Source organism: Bacillus sp. REN3 (assembly GCF_017912555.1).
GTDB lineage: Bacteria > Bacillota > Bacilli > Bacillales > Cytobacillaceae > Mesobacillus.
Window position 1 is genome coordinate 17,611 of the sequence record NZ_JAERSD010000013.1, and the last position, 16,335, is coordinate 33,945.

At 44.6% G+C, this 16,335-nt stretch carries 12 protein-coding genes; 10 read left to right on the plus strand and 2 right to left on the minus strand.

Annotated features, from left to right (window positions below; genetic code table 11):
* Positions 1-229 precede the first annotated feature (229 nt).
* A complete protein-coding gene (locus tag JJQ88_RS12595) occupies positions 230-442 on the plus strand; it encodes a hypothetical protein (RefSeq protein WP_210366257.1) in 213 nt (70 codons plus the stop codon).
* Between the two features lie 40 nt (positions 443-482).
* Here JJQ88_RS12595 and JJQ88_RS12600 read toward each other — a convergent pair whose 3' ends face one another.
* Positions 483-1,361: a metal-dependent hydrolase gene (locus JJQ88_RS12600; RefSeq protein WP_210366258.1), complete on the minus strand. Its 879-nt coding sequence runs from the start codon at positions 1,359-1,361 to the stop codon at positions 483-485.
* 150 nt (positions 1,362-1,511) lie between these two features.
* Here JJQ88_RS12600 and JJQ88_RS12605 point away from each other — a divergent pair, with 150 nt between their 5' ends.
* The 9 genes from JJQ88_RS12605 to JJQ88_RS12645 all read left to right on the plus strand — a co-directional run bounded on the left by JJQ88_RS12605 (position 1,512) and on the right by JJQ88_RS12645 (position 15,975).
* On the plus strand, positions 1,512-3,083 hold the full coding sequence (locus tag JJQ88_RS12605) for a peptide chain release factor 3 (RefSeq protein WP_210366259.1): 1,572 nt from the start codon (positions 1,512-1,514) through the stop codon (positions 3,081-3,083).
* A 771-nt stretch (positions 3,084-3,854) separates the two neighbouring features.
* Complete coding sequence (gene nhaC / locus JJQ88_RS12610; protein ID WP_210366260.1) at positions 3,855-5,252, plus strand: Na+/H+ antiporter NhaC; 1,398 nt, start codon at positions 3,855-3,857, stop codon at positions 5,250-5,252.
* Positions 5,253-5,609: 357 nt separating this feature from the next.
* On the plus strand, positions 5,610-8,885 hold the full coding sequence (locus tag JJQ88_RS12615) for an efflux RND transporter permease subunit (RefSeq protein ID WP_210366261.1): 3,276 nt from the start codon (positions 5,610-5,612) through the stop codon (positions 8,883-8,885).
* A 150-nt stretch (positions 8,886-9,035) separates the two neighbouring features.
* A complete protein-coding gene (locus JJQ88_RS12620) occupies positions 9,036-10,133 on the plus strand; it encodes an SDR family oxidoreductase (RefSeq protein WP_210366262.1) in 1,098 nt (365 codons plus the stop codon).
* 16 nt (positions 10,134-10,149) lie between these two features.
* A complete protein-coding gene (locus tag JJQ88_RS12625) occupies positions 10,150-11,697 on the plus strand; it encodes an aldehyde dehydrogenase family protein (RefSeq protein ID WP_349237133.1) in 1,548 nt (515 codons plus the stop codon).
* Positions 11,698-12,046: 349 nt separating this feature from the next.
* On the plus strand, positions 12,047-12,526 hold the full coding sequence (locus tag JJQ88_RS12630) for a hypothetical protein (RefSeq protein ID WP_210366267.1): 480 nt from the start codon (positions 12,047-12,049) through the stop codon (positions 12,524-12,526).
* 317 nt (positions 12,527-12,843) lie between these two features.
* The gene (locus tag JJQ88_RS12635; protein WP_210366269.1) at positions 12,844-14,037 is read left to right on the plus strand and encodes a DUF5667 domain-containing protein; all 1,194 of its coding nucleotides are present in this window, start codon (positions 12,844-12,846) and stop codon (positions 14,035-14,037) included.
* 109 nt (positions 14,038-14,146) lie between these two features.
* Positions 14,147-14,902, plus strand: a complete 756-nt coding sequence (gene sigI, locus JJQ88_RS12640; protein WP_210366271.1) for an RNA polymerase sigma factor SigI — start codon at positions 14,147-14,149, stop codon at positions 14,900-14,902.
* Entirely contained in the window at positions 14,899-15,975 is a 1,077-nt protein-coding gene (locus tag JJQ88_RS12645) for an anti-sigma factor domain-containing protein (protein ID WP_210366273.1), read from the plus strand. Before sigI ends, JJQ88_RS12645 begins: the two co-directional genes overlap by 4 nt.
* 53 nt (positions 15,976-16,028) lie before the next feature.
* On the opposite strand, the gene JJQ88_RS12650 is transcribed toward JJQ88_RS12645, so the two are convergent.
* Entirely contained in the window at positions 16,029-16,229 is a 201-nt protein-coding gene (locus JJQ88_RS12650) for an alpha/beta-type small acid-soluble spore protein (protein ID WP_210366434.1), read from the minus strand.
* Positions 16,230-16,335 lie beyond the last annotated feature (106 nt).

Consider the following 16,335-nt stretch of genomic DNA (forward strand, 5'->3'; position numbering starts at 1 on the left):
GATATGGACGAGATATCAGGAGAACAAGGATTTTTCTCATGGTCCTTTTAAACTATTTTTTGTTAGTTCTTTTTCTGCTTTAAAGAGGAAATCAGGGATCTATAGGCATGAATCATACTTTAAGCCTGATTTTTATTCGAGTTTTGCTGGAACTTGAAACTTTTACCATTTAAAAATATGTTTATCTCCCTCATAATGGAATTCAACCGAAGAAATAGGGGGAATCAGAATGTTTGAAGTGGAAAAAGGATCTGTAGAAGAAGCGATTATGATCCTGCAAAATCTCGGTTTGAAAATCAATGAATTCGAGAAAACAAGTCCAATGATTCCGGTAGAAAAATATAAGGAATTATTGGAATTCACCATCGCTGTTGCCAGGAAGACGAATGAAGTGACTGATACAATTGACGAATTGCTAGAAGATATCGAAGCAAAGTTATAAATATCCAGGTAGTAAGAGAGCAGCCCCCAGGGCTGCTCTCTTACCGTTCTTTTTGTTTCTTTTCGATGTACTCAAATAGGAATGATTGTCCATTGCGGTAAAACCGCGGGTCATAGATCCCCAGTTTTTCACCATCATTGACGATGACGACGAATGGCGACCATTCATGAAGCGTCCTGGCTTCCGGCCGTTTTTTAAATAGCTGGTTCAAGTTTGTATCCTCTGCGGATGTCAGTTCGTATTGGAGTTTCTTTCCCATGAAAAGGTTGTCCTGGAAAATTGAGACATCAATACCGTTTTTTGTTATAACGGAATATGTCCATGGAATGAACCCTGCTGATAGCGCAATTTGATCATAGTCGTCCTTGTACTGTTCATAAATGATCCAACCCTGGACACTCTGGACAATAAGATGAAGTGCAATGAAGCACCACGCAAGTTTATAATAGGAAGGTCCTTTCTCCTTATTCCTTCTTGAAGCAAAGAATGCTGTTGCAAGGATCATCCAAAAAACGAAATCGACGATCGGGATGGTTCCGAAGGATACGCGGATGTTGGAAAAAGGTTCGAGGTAACCTGTTCCCCAGGCATTGAACAGATCACTGGTAATATGGATCATTACCGCCAGCCAGGCAAGAAAGAATAGTTTGCGATCTTTTACATGGAACAAAAGAAAAGAGAGTGCCACAAATAATGCTGCCCAGACGGGAGTCAGGAACACAGAATGCGTGATGCCCCGATGCCACATTTGATACATGCCCTCACTATCCCAGAGTTTGGAGATGACATCGATATCTGGAATCTGGCTTGCTCCTGCAGAGGTCAGAAAATAAGCAAGCTTTTCTTGCTTGTTCATTTCTTTCTTATCCATTGCTCCATATAAAGCTAAGCCGAATAATGTATGAGTAACGGAATCCATAGAGCACCTCCCTGGAATTCTATTATAAGGGGAATGAAAAAAAAATTTAAAGCTTTTAGATGCAAAAGCAGGATTGCAAACTTTTCCCTATAAAGATAAGATTATTTTTATGAGGAATTCTGCCTTCAAAAAGAAAGGAAAAAATAAGTTATGAAAAAATTAAGAGATGAAGTTCTGTCGCGAAGGACTTTTGCGATTATATCCCACCCGGATGCGGGGAAAACGACTTTGACAGAAAAACTGCTGCTTTTTGGCGGCGCAATCCGGGATGCGGGTACCGTAAAAGCAAAAAAGACAGGAAAGTTTGCGACAAGTGACTGGATGGAAATTGAAAAGCAACGTGGAATTTCAGTCACTTCAAGCGTCATGCAGTTTGAATACGATGGCTTCAAGGTAAATATCCTGGATACACCGGGGCACCAGGATTTCAGTGAAGACACATACAGAACACTGACAGCTGTGGATAGTGCCGTTATGATCATAGATGCTGCGAAAGGGATCGAGGATCAGACCCTCAAGCTGTTCAAGGTTTGCCGGATGAGGGGCATCCCGATCTTTACTTTTATCAACAAGCTTGACCGCCAGGGGAAAATGCCTCTTGAATTGCTCGCTGAATTGGAAGAGGTACTTGGCATAGAGTCTTATCCTATGAACTGGCCAATAGGAATGGGAAAAGAGTTTCTCGGAATTTATGACCGTTTCAATAAAAGGATCGAACAATTCCGAGTTGACGAAGAGAACCGGTTCATTCCGCTGAATGGCGATGGCGATATTGAGGGTGAACATCCATTGAAGCAATCGTCATTATACGACCAGACGCTTGAAGAAATCATGCTGCTGGATGAAGCTGGGAATGAATTTTCCGATCAGCGGATTGCTGACGGTACATTGACTCCTGTTTTCTTCGGAAGTGCCCTGACAAACTTTGGAGTCCAAACTTTCCTGGAGTCTTATTTGCAGTTTGCGCCGGCACCACAGCCGAGAAATTCCAGTACAGGAGAAATCGACCCACTGTCAGAATCGTTTTCTGGATTCATTTTCAAAATCCAGGCAAACATGAACCCTGCCCACCGGGACAGGATTGCTTTCCTCCGCATTTGCTCAGGCAAATTTGAGCGAGGCATGACCGTTCAACTAAGCAGGACAGGAAAGCCGATGAAGCTTGCCCAGTCAACCCAGTTCATGGCTGATGATCGCAGCACAGTAGATGAAGCAGTTGCCGGCGATATCATTGGTTTGTATGATTCAGGCACATACCAGATTGGCGACACCATCGTTTCTGGCAAAGAAGCGTATGAGTACGAGAGGCTCCCACAGTTCACTCCTGAGCTTTTTGTCAGGGTATCAGCAAAGAATGTCATGAAGCAAAAACATTTCCACAAAGGTATCCAGCAGCTAGTCCAGGAAGGAGCAATCCAGCTCTTCAAGACTGTGAAGACTGAAAATTATTTGCTGGGTGCCGTTGGTCAGCTCCAGTTCGAGGTATTCGAGGCAAGGATGAGAAACGAATACAATGTAGAAGTCATAATGGAAAGAGAAGGTTCCAAAATCGCCCGCTGGATCGATGGTGATGAGGTCAATGACAATCTTTCCAGTTCTCGGAGTCTGCTCGTAACTGACCGATATGGCAAGAAGGCGTTCTTGTTTGAAAATGACTTTGCTCTTAGGTGGTTTCAGGAGAAGAACCCGGAAATCAAACTTTATAATCCAATGGATGTATAATGAAGAAGGAAGCCGGCTTAAGGAAGCCGGCTTTTTTGCAAAGGAAAATGCTCCATGGTGGCAATGTACCTGATCCCGACTCCAGATTAGGTATCACCTCGCTGGCATCCAGGATATGCATTATTAATGAAAAAATTCGCTTTTTCAATAGATAATGAGGTATGTCCTATTACGTTCATTATACTGAGGGAATGCCATTCCAGCTCTGCAATCACTTACTTTCCCGAACTTCAAGGAAATTCCTGGAAGTCAATGAGGATGCCATTATTGTTACAATCATCGCCATTGCACCGTAACTGGAGACCAGTTCTTCTGTAATCAGCCAACTGCTCACTAAGTAGAATTCAAGGATTCCGTTCTATCTGTTTTCTATCAGATATCCTGACAATATTTATCCTTTTCGCTGGGGCTCCAGCGAAACACTTGGCAGGGAGATTTACATGGTGAAAAAAGTATTTCCTTGACTTTTAGAATGAAGGATACTATAGTAATACTATTCTTCACTTCCTTGCATAAAAGCGTTCAAGTGAAAAAGTGGATATCAAGTGCAAGCGGAAAGAAGTAGAATCGCCATGGGCAGCACCGAGAGACTGGATGGACGCTGGAAATCCAGGCAGTGACGATTTGAATTACATCCACTGGTTGATGCACTTGTTGAATGAAGAGGGCAGGCCATTAGTGTTTGCCAATTAGGGTGGTACCGCGGAGCTCCTTCGTCCCTAGACGAATAGGAGCTTTTTTGTATTTATTTCCATTGGGGAGGGTAACCGCATGTTCAACCATGAGCCTGTAATTTCGATAAAATCATCCGAAGCGCTAGTGGTCGTCCTGCTGCTGATATCAGGAATCAGCTATGGGATGATCAAGCTTGAGCTGGTTCCCCACATTCCTGTTGTATTGGGAGTAACAGCGCTTCTCGTGTATGGACTAATCAAGAGAGTGGAAATGTCGGAACTGGAAAAGGGTATGATTGACGGGGCTAAAGCAGGCCTTGGAGCTGTGATGATATTTTTCTTCATCGGTATGCTTGTCAGTAGCTGGATGGCAGCAGGGACAATCCCAACCTTGATTTACCTGGCGTTTGAGCTTGTAACCGGAAAATGGTTCTATGCGATTGTATTCATAGTGACTTCAGTTGTCGGGCTAAGTATTGGGAGTTCCCTGACAACGGCTGCTGTCATCGGTGTCGCTTTCATGGCAGTTGCGGAAGCTCTCGGTTTGTCCCTGGCGATAACAGCTGGTGCAGTGGTCTCAGGAGCTTTTCTTGGCGACAAGATGTCGCCTCTCTCGGATACAACTGTCCTTGCGTCTACTACTGTGCAGGCAGATTTGTTCGAACACATCAAGAATATGTCTTGGACGACTGTACCGGCATTCTTCATTTCATTGACTTTGTTTGCAGGCCTATCACCTAAAATCGGTTCAGCGGACTTCGACAGGCTGGATGAATTACAGGCAGTCTTGCAGGATATGAATTTGGTTCATTGGTATTCTTTGATTCCCTTTTTCCTGATTGCCCTTCTTGCCTTCAAAAAGATCTCATCCATCCTTACACTTAGTATAGGGACGGTGTCCGGGATGGCGATCAGCATGGTCATAACGGAAAAATCAGAATGGGGATCCCTGCCTGGTATGTTATTTTCCGGGTACCGTTCGCAAAGTGGAAACGAACAACTGGATTCGCTCCTTTCAAGGGGTGGGATTGAGAGCATGTTGTTCTCTGTTTCGCTTGTTCTGCTGGCCCTTAGCATGGGCGGCCTGCTGTTCAAACTCGGAATCCTGCCGGCATTGCTCCGTGGGGTGAGTGACAGTCTTGAAAAGGTGCCAGTCCTGATTAGTTCAGCGGCAGCTTCGGCTATCGGGATCAATATCCTGATCGGTGAACAATACCTATCGATCCTGCTGACGGGAAATACTTTTGCGGAAAAGTTCAAAATCGCAGGTCTCAAGCCTAAGAACCTTTCAAGAGTGCTGGAGGATGCAGGTACAGTGATCAATCCGCTTGTGCCTTGGAGTGTGTGCGGTGTTTTCCTGGCAGGAGTCCTTGGAGTGGATACGCTTGAATACCTTCCTTTCGCGTTCTTCTGTCTTCTGTCTCCTATACTGACACTCACGGCAGGCTTTACAGGGATGACATTATCACGGATTGAGAGAAAAGCGGCGGCCTAGGCTGCCGCTTTTCTCTTACTTTTATTGATAACTGAAGGGAAAAATAGTCAGGATGAGATAAAATGAATGTTCCTTTTTGTTAAAATGGCTGAAAAAACAAAAACATCCCCTTATTCTTTAAAATCGGCAGACATGCTGATAAAGCTAAAAAACATGAAATCTCAATACATTGAAGTTCCCATAAAACAGATATTGATTTAAAATGGATAGGACGGTTTTTCGCCGGAGCGGTTTTGCTGTCGGAAATGCATATCGAATGGTTGCATAATCGACAGGCTGTCCCTAATATTTAGAGTAGAATTCTTTTTTCGACTGTCGGTCAGTCAGGTTTGTTTTGTACCCGAAAGGAGCTTATATATGAAAGTCAGCAATTTCTCGATCAGACGTCCGGTTTTCACGATGGTGACGATGTTTCTGATCCTTATCCTTGGTGTCGTTTCCTTATTGAAGATTCCGTTGAAGCTGATTCCGGAAATCAATCCGCCTGTTGGCGTAGTGGTGACGAATTATCAGGGAGCAAGCCCGGAAGAGGTAGTGGAAAAGGTAACGAAACCCCTCGAGATGAACCTGGCCACGCTGCCAGGCATCAAGACGATGACCTCCACCTCACAGGAAGGATCCAACCTGATTTTGATGCAGTTCTCATGGACAACCGATATAGATGATATCCAGGACGAAGTGATCCAAAGACTTGATATGGCCCAGCTTCCTGATGATGCGGAAAAACCGAGATTCCTGAAATTCGATCCATCGCAATTTCCAATCATCCAACTGTCGTTGAGTTCTGAAAAGGATGAGGATGTGCTTAGAGAACTGGCTGAAGAACTTGAACTCGAACTGACAAAGGTTGATGGCGTCGCGAGTGTGAATCTCTCAGGAACATCAGTGAAGGAAGTGCGTGTTGAGCTGGATCAGGACAAGCTGAAGACCTATAAATTAAGTCAGTCTGATATCGTTGATTTGATCAGGGCGAATGATGTGTCCATGCCAGGCGATACAATCCTCACTGATGGAAAAGAATTGACGACAAGGATCATCAGTTCGATCGATTCGCTGGATACATTAAAGAACCTGACCGTATTCACGAATCCTGTGACAAAGCAAAAGGTCACGCTGGATGATGTCAGCAATGTCGAAGTGAAGAAACAGGATGATCGCACAATCACGCGGACGAATCAGTCTCCTTCGGTCCTCTTAAGCGTTTTGCAGCAATCCGACGCGAATACAGCTGATGTCTCGAAGGCTTTCCTGAAAGAGCTCGATGAATTGCTCGAGAGAGAGAAATACGAAGGGATAAAGTCAGAAATCCTGTTCGATCAGGGTGACTATATCAAAATGGCGATCGGCAATATCTCCAATGCGTTGATTGTCGGCGGCCTCCTGGCGATGGCAGTACTTTTCTTTTTCCTGAGTAACTTCAAGAGTCCTCTCATCATTGGGATTGCCATACCGTACTCTGTCATTTTTACTTTTGTATTGATGTTCTTTTCTGATTTCACCCTTAATATCATGACACTTGGCGGCCTGGCTCTTGGGATCGGGATGCTCGTGGATAACTCGATTGTTGTCATTGAAAACATTTACCGGCACCTGTCGATGGGGAAAGATGCAAAGACCGCTGCGATGGATGGAGCAAAGGAAGTCGGTGCCGCAATCACCGCTTCAACGTTGACAACAGTTGCTGTATTTTTGCCGGTTGTTTTCATCTCAGGCATTATCGGCGAGCTGTTTACCGAATTCGCGATGACCATTTCGTTCAGCCTCCTTGCCTCATTGATTGTCGCCCTAACGGTCGTGCCTATGCTTGCAAGCCGGATGCTGAAAGCTCCGAAAAAGAATCTTGAAGCAAGAAGGCAGCGTTCAAAATCGATGAAAGCTCTTGAAAGGTCGGTTAGGTGGTCTTTAAGGCATCGATTCATTGTCCTGTTGATCACGTTGCTCCTCCTTGCCGGAGGCGGATATGGGCTGACAACGGTTGGTACCCAGTTCCTGCCTGCGACAGATGAAGGATTTTTCAGCGTCAGGGTCGAGCTCGAAAACGGCGCGGCACTGACTGAAACGGAAAAGGTCCTCTCTATCCTTGAAGATGAGCTGAAGGAAGAAGAGGATGTTGATGTATATGTAAGTCTTGTCGGCACGACCCAGGAAGCTTCTTTCAGGGGAACAACGAAGGCAAATGTCGGTGAATTGTATGTGAAGATGGATGATCTTGAAAAGCGTGAACGAAGCACCTTTGAATTTGTCGATGACAAAAAGCAGGAACTGGAGCAGGGTGCGAAGAAAGCAAATGATACCGCTGAGCTTTCTTTTAATATGCAATCGACCACGGGATCAGCTCCAAATACGCTTACATTCAGTGTCCGGGATACAAGTGAAAGGCGCCTCGATAAGTCGGTCACGAAGATTTATGAGGCACTCAAGGAATTAGATGATGTCAATGAGCTTTCAACAAGCCGGATGGAAAAGGTGGATGAGGTCCAGTTAACAGTGGATCGCGAAAAGGCACGCGCACAGGGGCTTGCCCCCGCGCAAATCGCAATGATTGTCAACGATGTGACAAGGGGGAATATGGCTACGCAAATGCCAGGTGAAGACGGGGATATTTTTGGTGTTTTCGTTGAATATGACCGTTCCATCACCCAGAATCTTGATGAACTCAAACAGCTGCAAATCAAGAAACCAGATGGGAACTATGTTGCTCTTGGGGATGTGACGAAGATTGAAACAGGAAGCGGACCTGTGAGCATCCAGAGAATCAACCAGCAGGATGCAGTTGAATTCACACTGAAGTACAAATCCTCCACGAACCTTGGTGCGATTTCAAAAAAGGTGGATAAGGAAATTGCTGACCTTGGGTTACCCGAAGAAACGGATGTTATTTTCAGTGGTGACAGGGAACTTCTTGAATCGGCGATGGATGATTTGACACTCGCATTCGTCCTGGCGATCCTCTTCATCTATTTGGTGATGGCAGCCCAATTTGAGTCACTGAAGTATCCATTCGTTATTATGTTCTCAGTGCCACTGTTCGTCATCGGCGTTTCCATCGCATTGACGGCAACTAATACGCCTGTTGGCTTGACGGCGATCATCGGTGTCATCGTCCTGGCTGGAATTGTTGTCAATAATGCGATTGTCATCGTTGATTACATCAACCAGAAAAAGCAGGCAGGGTCAAACCCACACGAAGCGATTGTCATTGCAGTCAAGGATAGGGCACGCCCCATCTTGATGACGGCACTGACAACAATCCTTGGCTTGGTGCCGCTCGCTCTTGGCATCGGGGAAGGAACGGAAATCAATCAACCTATGGGAATCACTGTGATCGGCGGATTGATCAGCAGTACCTTCTTGACCCTTTATGTCATTCCTGTGATTTACAGCTTCATTGATAAGGATACAAGGCGGATGAACAAAATGTATGCTACTCCTGACGGCCATTTGGTTCCTGGTTATTTGCTGAAGGAGGATCCAGGCACTGGTAATGGGCATGGCTTGGAAGATAAGCCGGTTAGCTCGCAACAAGGGAAATATACAAAGCAAGAAATGGCTCGAATGCTTGAGGAGTTGCTACAAATCGTTAAGGAAGAAGAGGGATTCCCTCCAAGAAGGGACCTTCGCAGAAAAAGGTAATTTCCATGAAGTGCCTGTGCCCCATTCGCTTGCGAAAAGCGGAGAGGACCGGGCACTTTTTTGAACCATTTTCAGAATAGTCAGCAAAATATTTGATGTGATGAATGCTTATCGGTAGAATATAGTTAATGACTGAAAAGGAGGAAAAGTATGGAGCGAGGATATTTTTTTACCGGTTTTCCGGGCTTTATCAGCAACCAGCTGATCAGGGAAGTACTGCGGAGGAATAGCGGGAAGGGGAAAGTCTTCGTCCTGGTTCTTCCTTCGATGGCTGAAAAAGCAAAAGCTGAAAAGAAAGCGATCATGGACGATTTTTCGATGGAAGGGACACGCTTCGAGATCATTGAAGGGGATATCACAGTCCCCGGACTAGCAATGAGCAGGGAAAAAGCCGATATGCTCAGGGAATCCGTCACGCATATTTTCCATCTTGCAGCTATATACGATCTTGCTGTTCCAAAGGAAATTGCTTTCCGAGTGAATGTGAATGGGACAAGGAATGTGAATGAATGGGTGAAATCATTGGAAAACCTCCAGCGCTACACTTATTTCAGCACGGCATATGTGGCGGGAAAGCGAGAAGGCATGCTTTATGAGGATGAATTGATCAATCCTCCAGGATTCAAGAATTTTTATGAGGAAACCAAATACGAAGCGGAGGTACTGGTTGATTCGTTAAAAGCCGAAGTGCCAGTGACAATCATCCGGCCAGGAATCGTCAAAGGCCATTCGAGGACAGGGGAAACCATCAAATTCGACGGTCCTTATTTCATCATGAACTTCATTGACCGGTTGAACTTCATGCCCTTCCTTCCACGCCTCGGTAATGTTGAAACAGTTGTCAATCTTGTTCCTGTCGATTATATTATTGAAGCCACCGCTTATTTGGCGTTCGAAGATAAAGGCGAGGGGAAGACATATCATCTGACAGATCCGAAACCTTATAAGGTTTCAGAGCTCTATGAAATGATGATGTCAGAGTTGATCCAGAGGCAGCCAAAGGGATCGGTGCCGCTTGCCCTGGCAAAGGCCGGTTTGAGTATGGGGGCGGTTAGAAGATATCTTGGCGTCGAAAAAGAAGCCCTTGATTACTTCACCTGGAAGGGCTATTTTGATTCGTCCCATGCGCAGGATGATTTGAAAGGATCGGGCATCCAATGTCCGGATTTCAAGGATGGGATTTCCGCTATGGTATCGTTCTATAAAGAGAACAAACATAAACCACAGTATCAGATAAAAATTTTATAACGGCAGGTGAATGAACGTGCATTCAGTGGAAAAGGTACAGAAATTGAAAGTTCTTGACCCCGCGTCCGGAAAGGTGATTGGTGAGATTGAGGAGACTCCTGTAAATGATGTGCCTGCTTATTACGAGCGGGGAAGGAAGGCGTTCTTGTACTGGAGCCGGCTGTCCATCCCGGAACGCTTGGTCTATTTCAAAAGGCTTAAGCAATTGATGGTCGATGAAATGGAGTCGATCTCAAACATAATCTCGGAGGATACAGGAAAAGTACTTACCGAATCAATCGTTGCGGACATCATGCCTACGCTGGATGCAATTGATCATATCACAAGGCATGCTGCCAAAGTGCTTGGCCGGCAAAAAGCGAAAACGCCCCTTCTCCTGTTCGGAAAGAAATCATATGTGGAATACATGCCGAGGGGAGTGGTGCTCGTCATCTCCCCATGGAACTATCCACTCCAACTGGCGATGGTGCCAATGATCAGTGCTCTAGCGGCGGGAAATTCGGTCATACTTAAACCATCGGAGGTTACCCCTCTCGTCGGAAAATGTATCGAAGATTTGTTTCAACGTGCCGGTTTTCCGCAAGGGACTGTCCAGGTTGCTCATGGCGGGAAAGAAGTCGGGGCAGCGTTCACGTCTGGAAAGCCTGATTATATCTTCTTCACTGGTTCGGTAAGGACCGGTAAGATCATCCAGCAGCAGGCTGCCATGGATTTGATCCCGACAACCCTCGAGCTTGGGGGAAAAGACCCAATGATTGTTTTTGCAGATGCGAACCTTGAAAGAGCCGCGAAGGGGGCTGTATGGGGGGCATTCACGAACAGCGGGCAGGTGTGTATGAGTGCAGAACGTCTTTATGTGGAGCGATCTGCGTATGATCGCTTCCTTCTTTTGCTGAAGGAAGAGGTAAATTCTCTTACCAAGGGGAAAGATGTAGATGCGGATATCGGCTCAATGACTTTTCCGGACCAAAAGGAAATTGTCCGGAAACAGCTGGATGAAGCCTTGGCGCGTGGAGCGCGGCTTGAAACGGGAACAGTTCCTGAAGAGTGGGAGGAAGGAATGTACCTTCCGCCGACTATTGTGACGAACGTGGACCAGGATATGAAAATCATCCAGGAGGAAACCTTCGGTCCGCTGCTGCCGATTGTGCCATTTGATAATGAAGAAGAAGCCGTTTCCTATGCGAATGGCACTGCGTTCGGGCTCAATGCAAGTGTCTGGACGGACGATAAAGAAAAAGCCCGCCGGGTTGCTTCGAAGCTCGTATCGGGAGCAGTTGTCATTAATGATGTCCTGATAACAGTCGCGAACCACGGATTGCCTTTTGGCGGTACAAAGGAAAGCGGATTGGGAAGATACCATGGAGAGGCGGGCCTTCGGATTTTTTGCCATGAAAAGGCGGTCATGGAGGACAGGGGATTTATGAATTCCGAAATCCAGTGGTATCCATATAATGGGAAATATCCGTTATTCCTGAATTTGTTCAAAAGTTACTTCAATAAAAACAGGAACTGGCTAGGTTTCGCAAAAAACTATATTGAATTGCTGAGAAAAAATAAATGATCCTCTATACTAATGCCCAAAGGGAGGCCATGGCTTTTTCCAGCATGCCTCCTAAAAAGCGAAGTGCATGAAATGCAAATCAACGTGTTGCTCTGCAAGACAAAGAGAAAGAGGTCCCAAAAAGTTAAACATTTGGAAAGCCTCTCTTTTTTTTGGGAAAATAAGCATTTTGGAAATTGTTTGCTCCAACCAAATAGGCCTTAGGCCTGAGTCAATTGTTGTGCGATGTTGGGCTTCTCTTGGCCAGAAACAATATAAAATTGACAAATTAATGGAAAAATTGATAATATAGCACTTTGTTTGGACACTCTAAAACCGTAGCCCGTTATTTAATATGAAAACCAAGGGAATGAATCTCGAAGTGGCCAATAACAGAGAATTAACCAAAGTCGAAGCAATCATGTGGAGCATTGCCCTTCCTGGGTTTGCACAGCTTCTGACAGGCAATCTTATAAAAGGGGTGTTTTTTGTAGGACTTGAAATACTCGTGAATGTCATGGGCAGTTTCAATAAAGCCATCATGTACAGCTTCCTTGGAGAAACGAAGAGGGCAATGGAGGTAATCGACTACCAATGGCTCATGTTTTATCCCTGCCTGTATATGTTCGTAATGTGGGACGCATACCGTAGTGCCATGCCGGACACAGAAAAATTGAGCTTTTTGCCTTTTGCTTTCTCGGCTTATTTCGTTACATTAGGCCTCATGTATTCTCCAATCGTTAAAATCCTCGGTTTATTTCCTGGTCCGGTTTTTTTGCCGATGCTTTTCGTCATTCCTGGTTTGCTGTCAGGCTATATCATCCGGAAAATCCTACTTCGCTTTTTGTGAGGAAAAGTGTATTAAGTTCAAGGACTCTTTCAGTGGCTCCCAATTATCAGGGGGCTTTTTTAGCGATTTTAAATGATGGAAGGTCTTTTTCAGCAGAGTTGAGTAGAGGAGGAAGTATAACCTGATTTTGATGGCTTTGCCAAGCTTTATTTCACGTGAGGAAGCTGTAGGTTGGCACAATCCCTATATAGGACTTTCAGCTTGTTTTGCTTGGGTTTTTTCTTTTTATTCATTTCAACCCCTTAAAACAACTTTGTGCAAACGTAACCCTTTAATGAAAAAGCGGCCGCTTCCAATAATCCATGAGGTGAACAATTATGAAGAAACTTTCCAGCCAAGAAATGAAAAAAATCGCCAAAAGCACATTAGCATTAGTCCTAGCAGGTTCGTTTGCATTTTCTCCAATCGCATTAGCAGAAGAGAACAAAACAGACATCGAAACGGTAGACCTGAAATCGAATGAGTATAATTCCGTAAGCGAAGATGCAATCGAGGATGCAAAGTCACAGGTGGAAGACCTGGAAGAAACCAATCCATCACTGATCCCTGGAGATTTCTTCTACTTTGCCAAAGTCGCGCTTGAAAAAATCAAGCTCGCGTTTACATTTGACAAAGCTAAAGAAGCAGAATTGCTAGCTGAATACGCTAAGGAAAGATTAGCAGAAGCCGGGGAGCTTTTTGCTGAAGGAAAAGAAGAAGAGGCGCTAGAAGTCATTAAAGAAGCAATCGAATATATGGAAAATTCACAGGATATCGTCGATGAAGAAACTTTCGATGATGAGGACACTGATAAGGACGGAACAGAACAAGAAGAAGGAACGACACCAGACGATGGAGCTGAAGATGAGGAAGGTTCAGAGGATGATGTCCAAACTGATGATCCAGAAGATAAGGATTCCGATACCGGAGAAGAACCAGCAGATGAGGAAGAGGTAACGGAAGAGGATGGAGAAAAAGATCCATTCGAAGAAATTGAAAAGGTATTGGCACAAAATATCATATCCTTGACTGCAGCGATGGAGAAAGTGAAAAATCCAGTAGCGAAGGCAGCTCTTCAAAGAAATATTGAAAAATCCCATGCAAAAACAGCGGAGAGACTTGCCAAGCTTGAAGCGAAATTCGCTAAAAAGCAAGCAGAAGCGGAAGATACTGATAAGGAAGAACTAACTGAAACAGATCCGCTTGTGGTAGAGCCTGACCTGCAGCCAGCTGACTCAGCAGAAGAACCAGTTGAGGAGCAAACAGAAAAAACAATGCCAGCTGATGATGATCAGTCTGCAGTGCCTGCAGTTGTCCCTGGAAAGGCTGTGAAACAACAGAAAAAAGCTGAACAGGCCCAAGTAAAGCGGGAACGCAATGTTGCTAAGCAGGAGCGTAAAGCTGCCAAGCAGGAAGCTAAGCAACAAAAGAAAGAAGTCAAGCAGCAAGTAAAGCAAGAAAAAGCTGCAAAGAAACTGGAAAATAAGCCGAATAAAGCAGGGAACGAAGGCAAGGGCAACGGTAAAAATTGAATCGAATTGAACAATAGACTGGAAAGATAGCCGGGAAGGCTATCTTTTCACTGCCTAACCACAAAAAGGTGCAGTTGACACTTTGTGATATAATGTGGGGAGAAAAGAGGTGAGGCCAGTGCTAAGTTTATTGTTCATGGCAAAAAAACGGCGAAAATCACTTGAAGAAACAGTAGAAAGAATCCATATGGGGGATTCTGCTTTACAGGAAGAATTGATTGATTCTTATAAACCATTCATAGCCAAGACCGTTTCGACTGTCTGCAAAAGATATATACATGAATCTGACGATGAGTTTAGCATTGGTCTTATAGCGTTTAATGAGGCAATCCAGAAGTATTCATCTGAAAAAGGCAATTCCCTGTTAAGCTTTGCCGAAGTCATGATCAAGCGCCGGGTTATCGACTATATCCGGCAGCAAAGCAGGAACCAAACCATCAGTTTCCATATTGCGTCAGATCCTAATGAAGAGGAGACACAGCGATCATCAATCGAGGATGAGATTTCCCTGGATGACTTCAAGAAAAAAACAGAACAAGAACTAAGACGCGAAGAAATCCTACAGTTCAAGGCCGTCCTGAAAGACTTTGAGCTTTCCTTCGAGGATTTGCTTGAACAGTCGCCCAAGCATGCGGATGCAAGGAAGAATGCAATGCTGATCGCGAAGGCGATGGTGGAAAACGAAGAGCTTAAACAGCTGCTGCTCGAAAAAAGACGCCTTCCAATCAAGCAGCTGGAAGGAATGGTTGATGTCAGCAGAAAAACAATCGAGAGAAATAGGAAGTATATCATTGCAATTGCACTTATCTTGACCGGTGATTATATCTATTTAAAGGATTATATTAAAGGGGTGATAGAGTCATGAAAAAAGGGATTATCATGGAAATCAATGATGGGTACCTTACATTGTTGACCCCTGAAGGCGAGTTTTTAAGAGCACGGAAAGTCCAGGAGGATTATCGGCTCGGAGAGGAAATTAATTTTTTTCCGGAAAGCGCATCCATTCAAAGAAAGAATTCCATTTTCACTATATTGGATAGCTTCAAGGCTAAAACGGTTGCCCTGTCGGCTGCTGTCCTGCTTTTGCTGGCAGCTTTCCTGCCTGTTTATCAGGATGGAGAGGTATATGCTTACATGACGATCGATGTGAATCCAAGTATTGAATTGGGAGTCAATGAAGACATAAAAGTCTTGAGCATCAAGGGCTATAATCAGGACGGCAAAAAGATTGCAGCCAGGATTTCCAATTGGGAAAAGAAAGATGCAGCTGTGGTAGCAGATATGGTTTTGGAAGAAATTGAAGAAGAGGGCTACCTGGATGTGAAAAAAGAAATTGTCCTGACTACAGTTCCTGCTGGAGAAAAGCAAGTAAAAGCAGACAAAAAACTGGAAGAAAAAGTTTCGGAAATCAGGAAAGAAAGTGTAAATGACCGCCTTGAGCTTAAGGTAATGCACGGTACAGCAGAAGAACGCAAAAAAGCCAAGGAACAAGGGTTGACTACTGGGCAGTATAAAGAAAAAATGAGCGAGACGAAAAAGCAGGAGAAGCCATCGGGACAAAAGGATGAAAAGAAGCAAGACAAAGAGACAACTGCAAAGCAGGAGCATGGCAAACCTGCCAGGGAAGAACCAAAAGGCCAATTGAAGAAACCTGCGAAAGAAAAACCGCAGGTGAATAAAGTTGTTCCTCAAAAACCTCCGGCAAACCAGAACCAGAACAAAGACCACGGGTTAAAAGGGAACAGAAATGAAAACAGGCAAAACGGGCAAGGTAAGGAAAATAGCAATCGCCAGGTCCATGAAAATAAGGAAGGCAAGGGTGGACAGCCTCAGTTCATGCAGCGGCCTAAACAAGATAAGGGCAAACAGCACCAGGATAACAGGGATGCAGTACCAGGACAAGAAAAAAAGGACAATGGGAAAGGCCCTAAAAAGTGAAAAATGAAAGTCCGGAGTAATTCCGGACTTTTTTCCATTCAGTTATCCAGTTTTTATTCCCGGTTTTGGCCGGAAAGTTGAGCTTGTGCTTGCTGGACCAGCCTTTTTGTGATTTCCCCTCCAACTGAGCCATTTGCTCTTGACACTGTATCTGATCCAAGGGTTACACCAAATTCTTGAGCGATTTCGTATTTGACCTGTTCCATGAATTGTTCAACTCCTGGAACAAGTAATTTATTTGAACTCCTTGCCATCATTAACAACTCCTTTTTTGTTTTACAGAGAGAACTCTGTAAGGATAGTTTTAGCTTTTTGCCAATGTTCATGAATGGAAATGTTTTTTTGATCTGGTTATTGTTC

What these genes read in the sequence shown, in the direction of transcription:
- JJQ88_RS12635 (WP_210366269.1), top strand. Translation starts at nt 12,844, where the DNA reads ATGAAGAAACTTTCCAGCCAAGAAATGAAAAAAATCGCCAAAAGCACA.
- JJQ88_RS12650 (WP_210366434.1), bottom strand. Translation starts at nt 16,229, where the DNA reads ATGGCAAGGAGTTCAAATAAATTACTTGTTCCAGGAGTTGAACAATTC.
- nhaC (WP_210366260.1), top strand. Translation starts at nt 3,855, where the DNA reads ATGTTCAACCATGAGCCTGTAATTTCGATAAAATCATCCGAAGCGCTA.
- JJQ88_RS12600 (WP_210366258.1), bottom strand. Translation starts at nt 1,361, where the DNA reads ATGGATTCCGTTACTCATACATTATTCGGCTTAGCTTTATATGGAGCA.
- JJQ88_RS12620 (WP_210366262.1), top strand. Translation starts at nt 9,036, where the DNA reads ATGGAGCGAGGATATTTTTTTACCGGTTTTCCGGGCTTTATCAGCAAC.
- JJQ88_RS12630 (WP_210366267.1), top strand. Translation starts at nt 12,047, where the DNA reads ATGAATCTCGAAGTGGCCAATAACAGAGAATTAACCAAAGTCGAAGCA.
- JJQ88_RS12615 (WP_210366261.1), top strand. Translation starts at nt 5,610, where the DNA reads ATGAAAGTCAGCAATTTCTCGATCAGACGTCCGGTTTTCACGATGGTG.
- JJQ88_RS12645 (WP_210366273.1), top strand. Translation starts at nt 14,899, where the DNA reads ATGAAAAAAGGGATTATCATGGAAATCAATGATGGGTACCTTACATTG.
- JJQ88_RS12605 (WP_210366259.1), top strand. Translation starts at nt 1,512, where the DNA reads ATGAAAAAATTAAGAGATGAAGTTCTGTCGCGAAGGACTTTTGCGATT.
- JJQ88_RS12595 (WP_210366257.1), top strand. Translation starts at nt 230, where the DNA reads ATGTTTGAAGTGGAAAAAGGATCTGTAGAAGAAGCGATTATGATCCTG.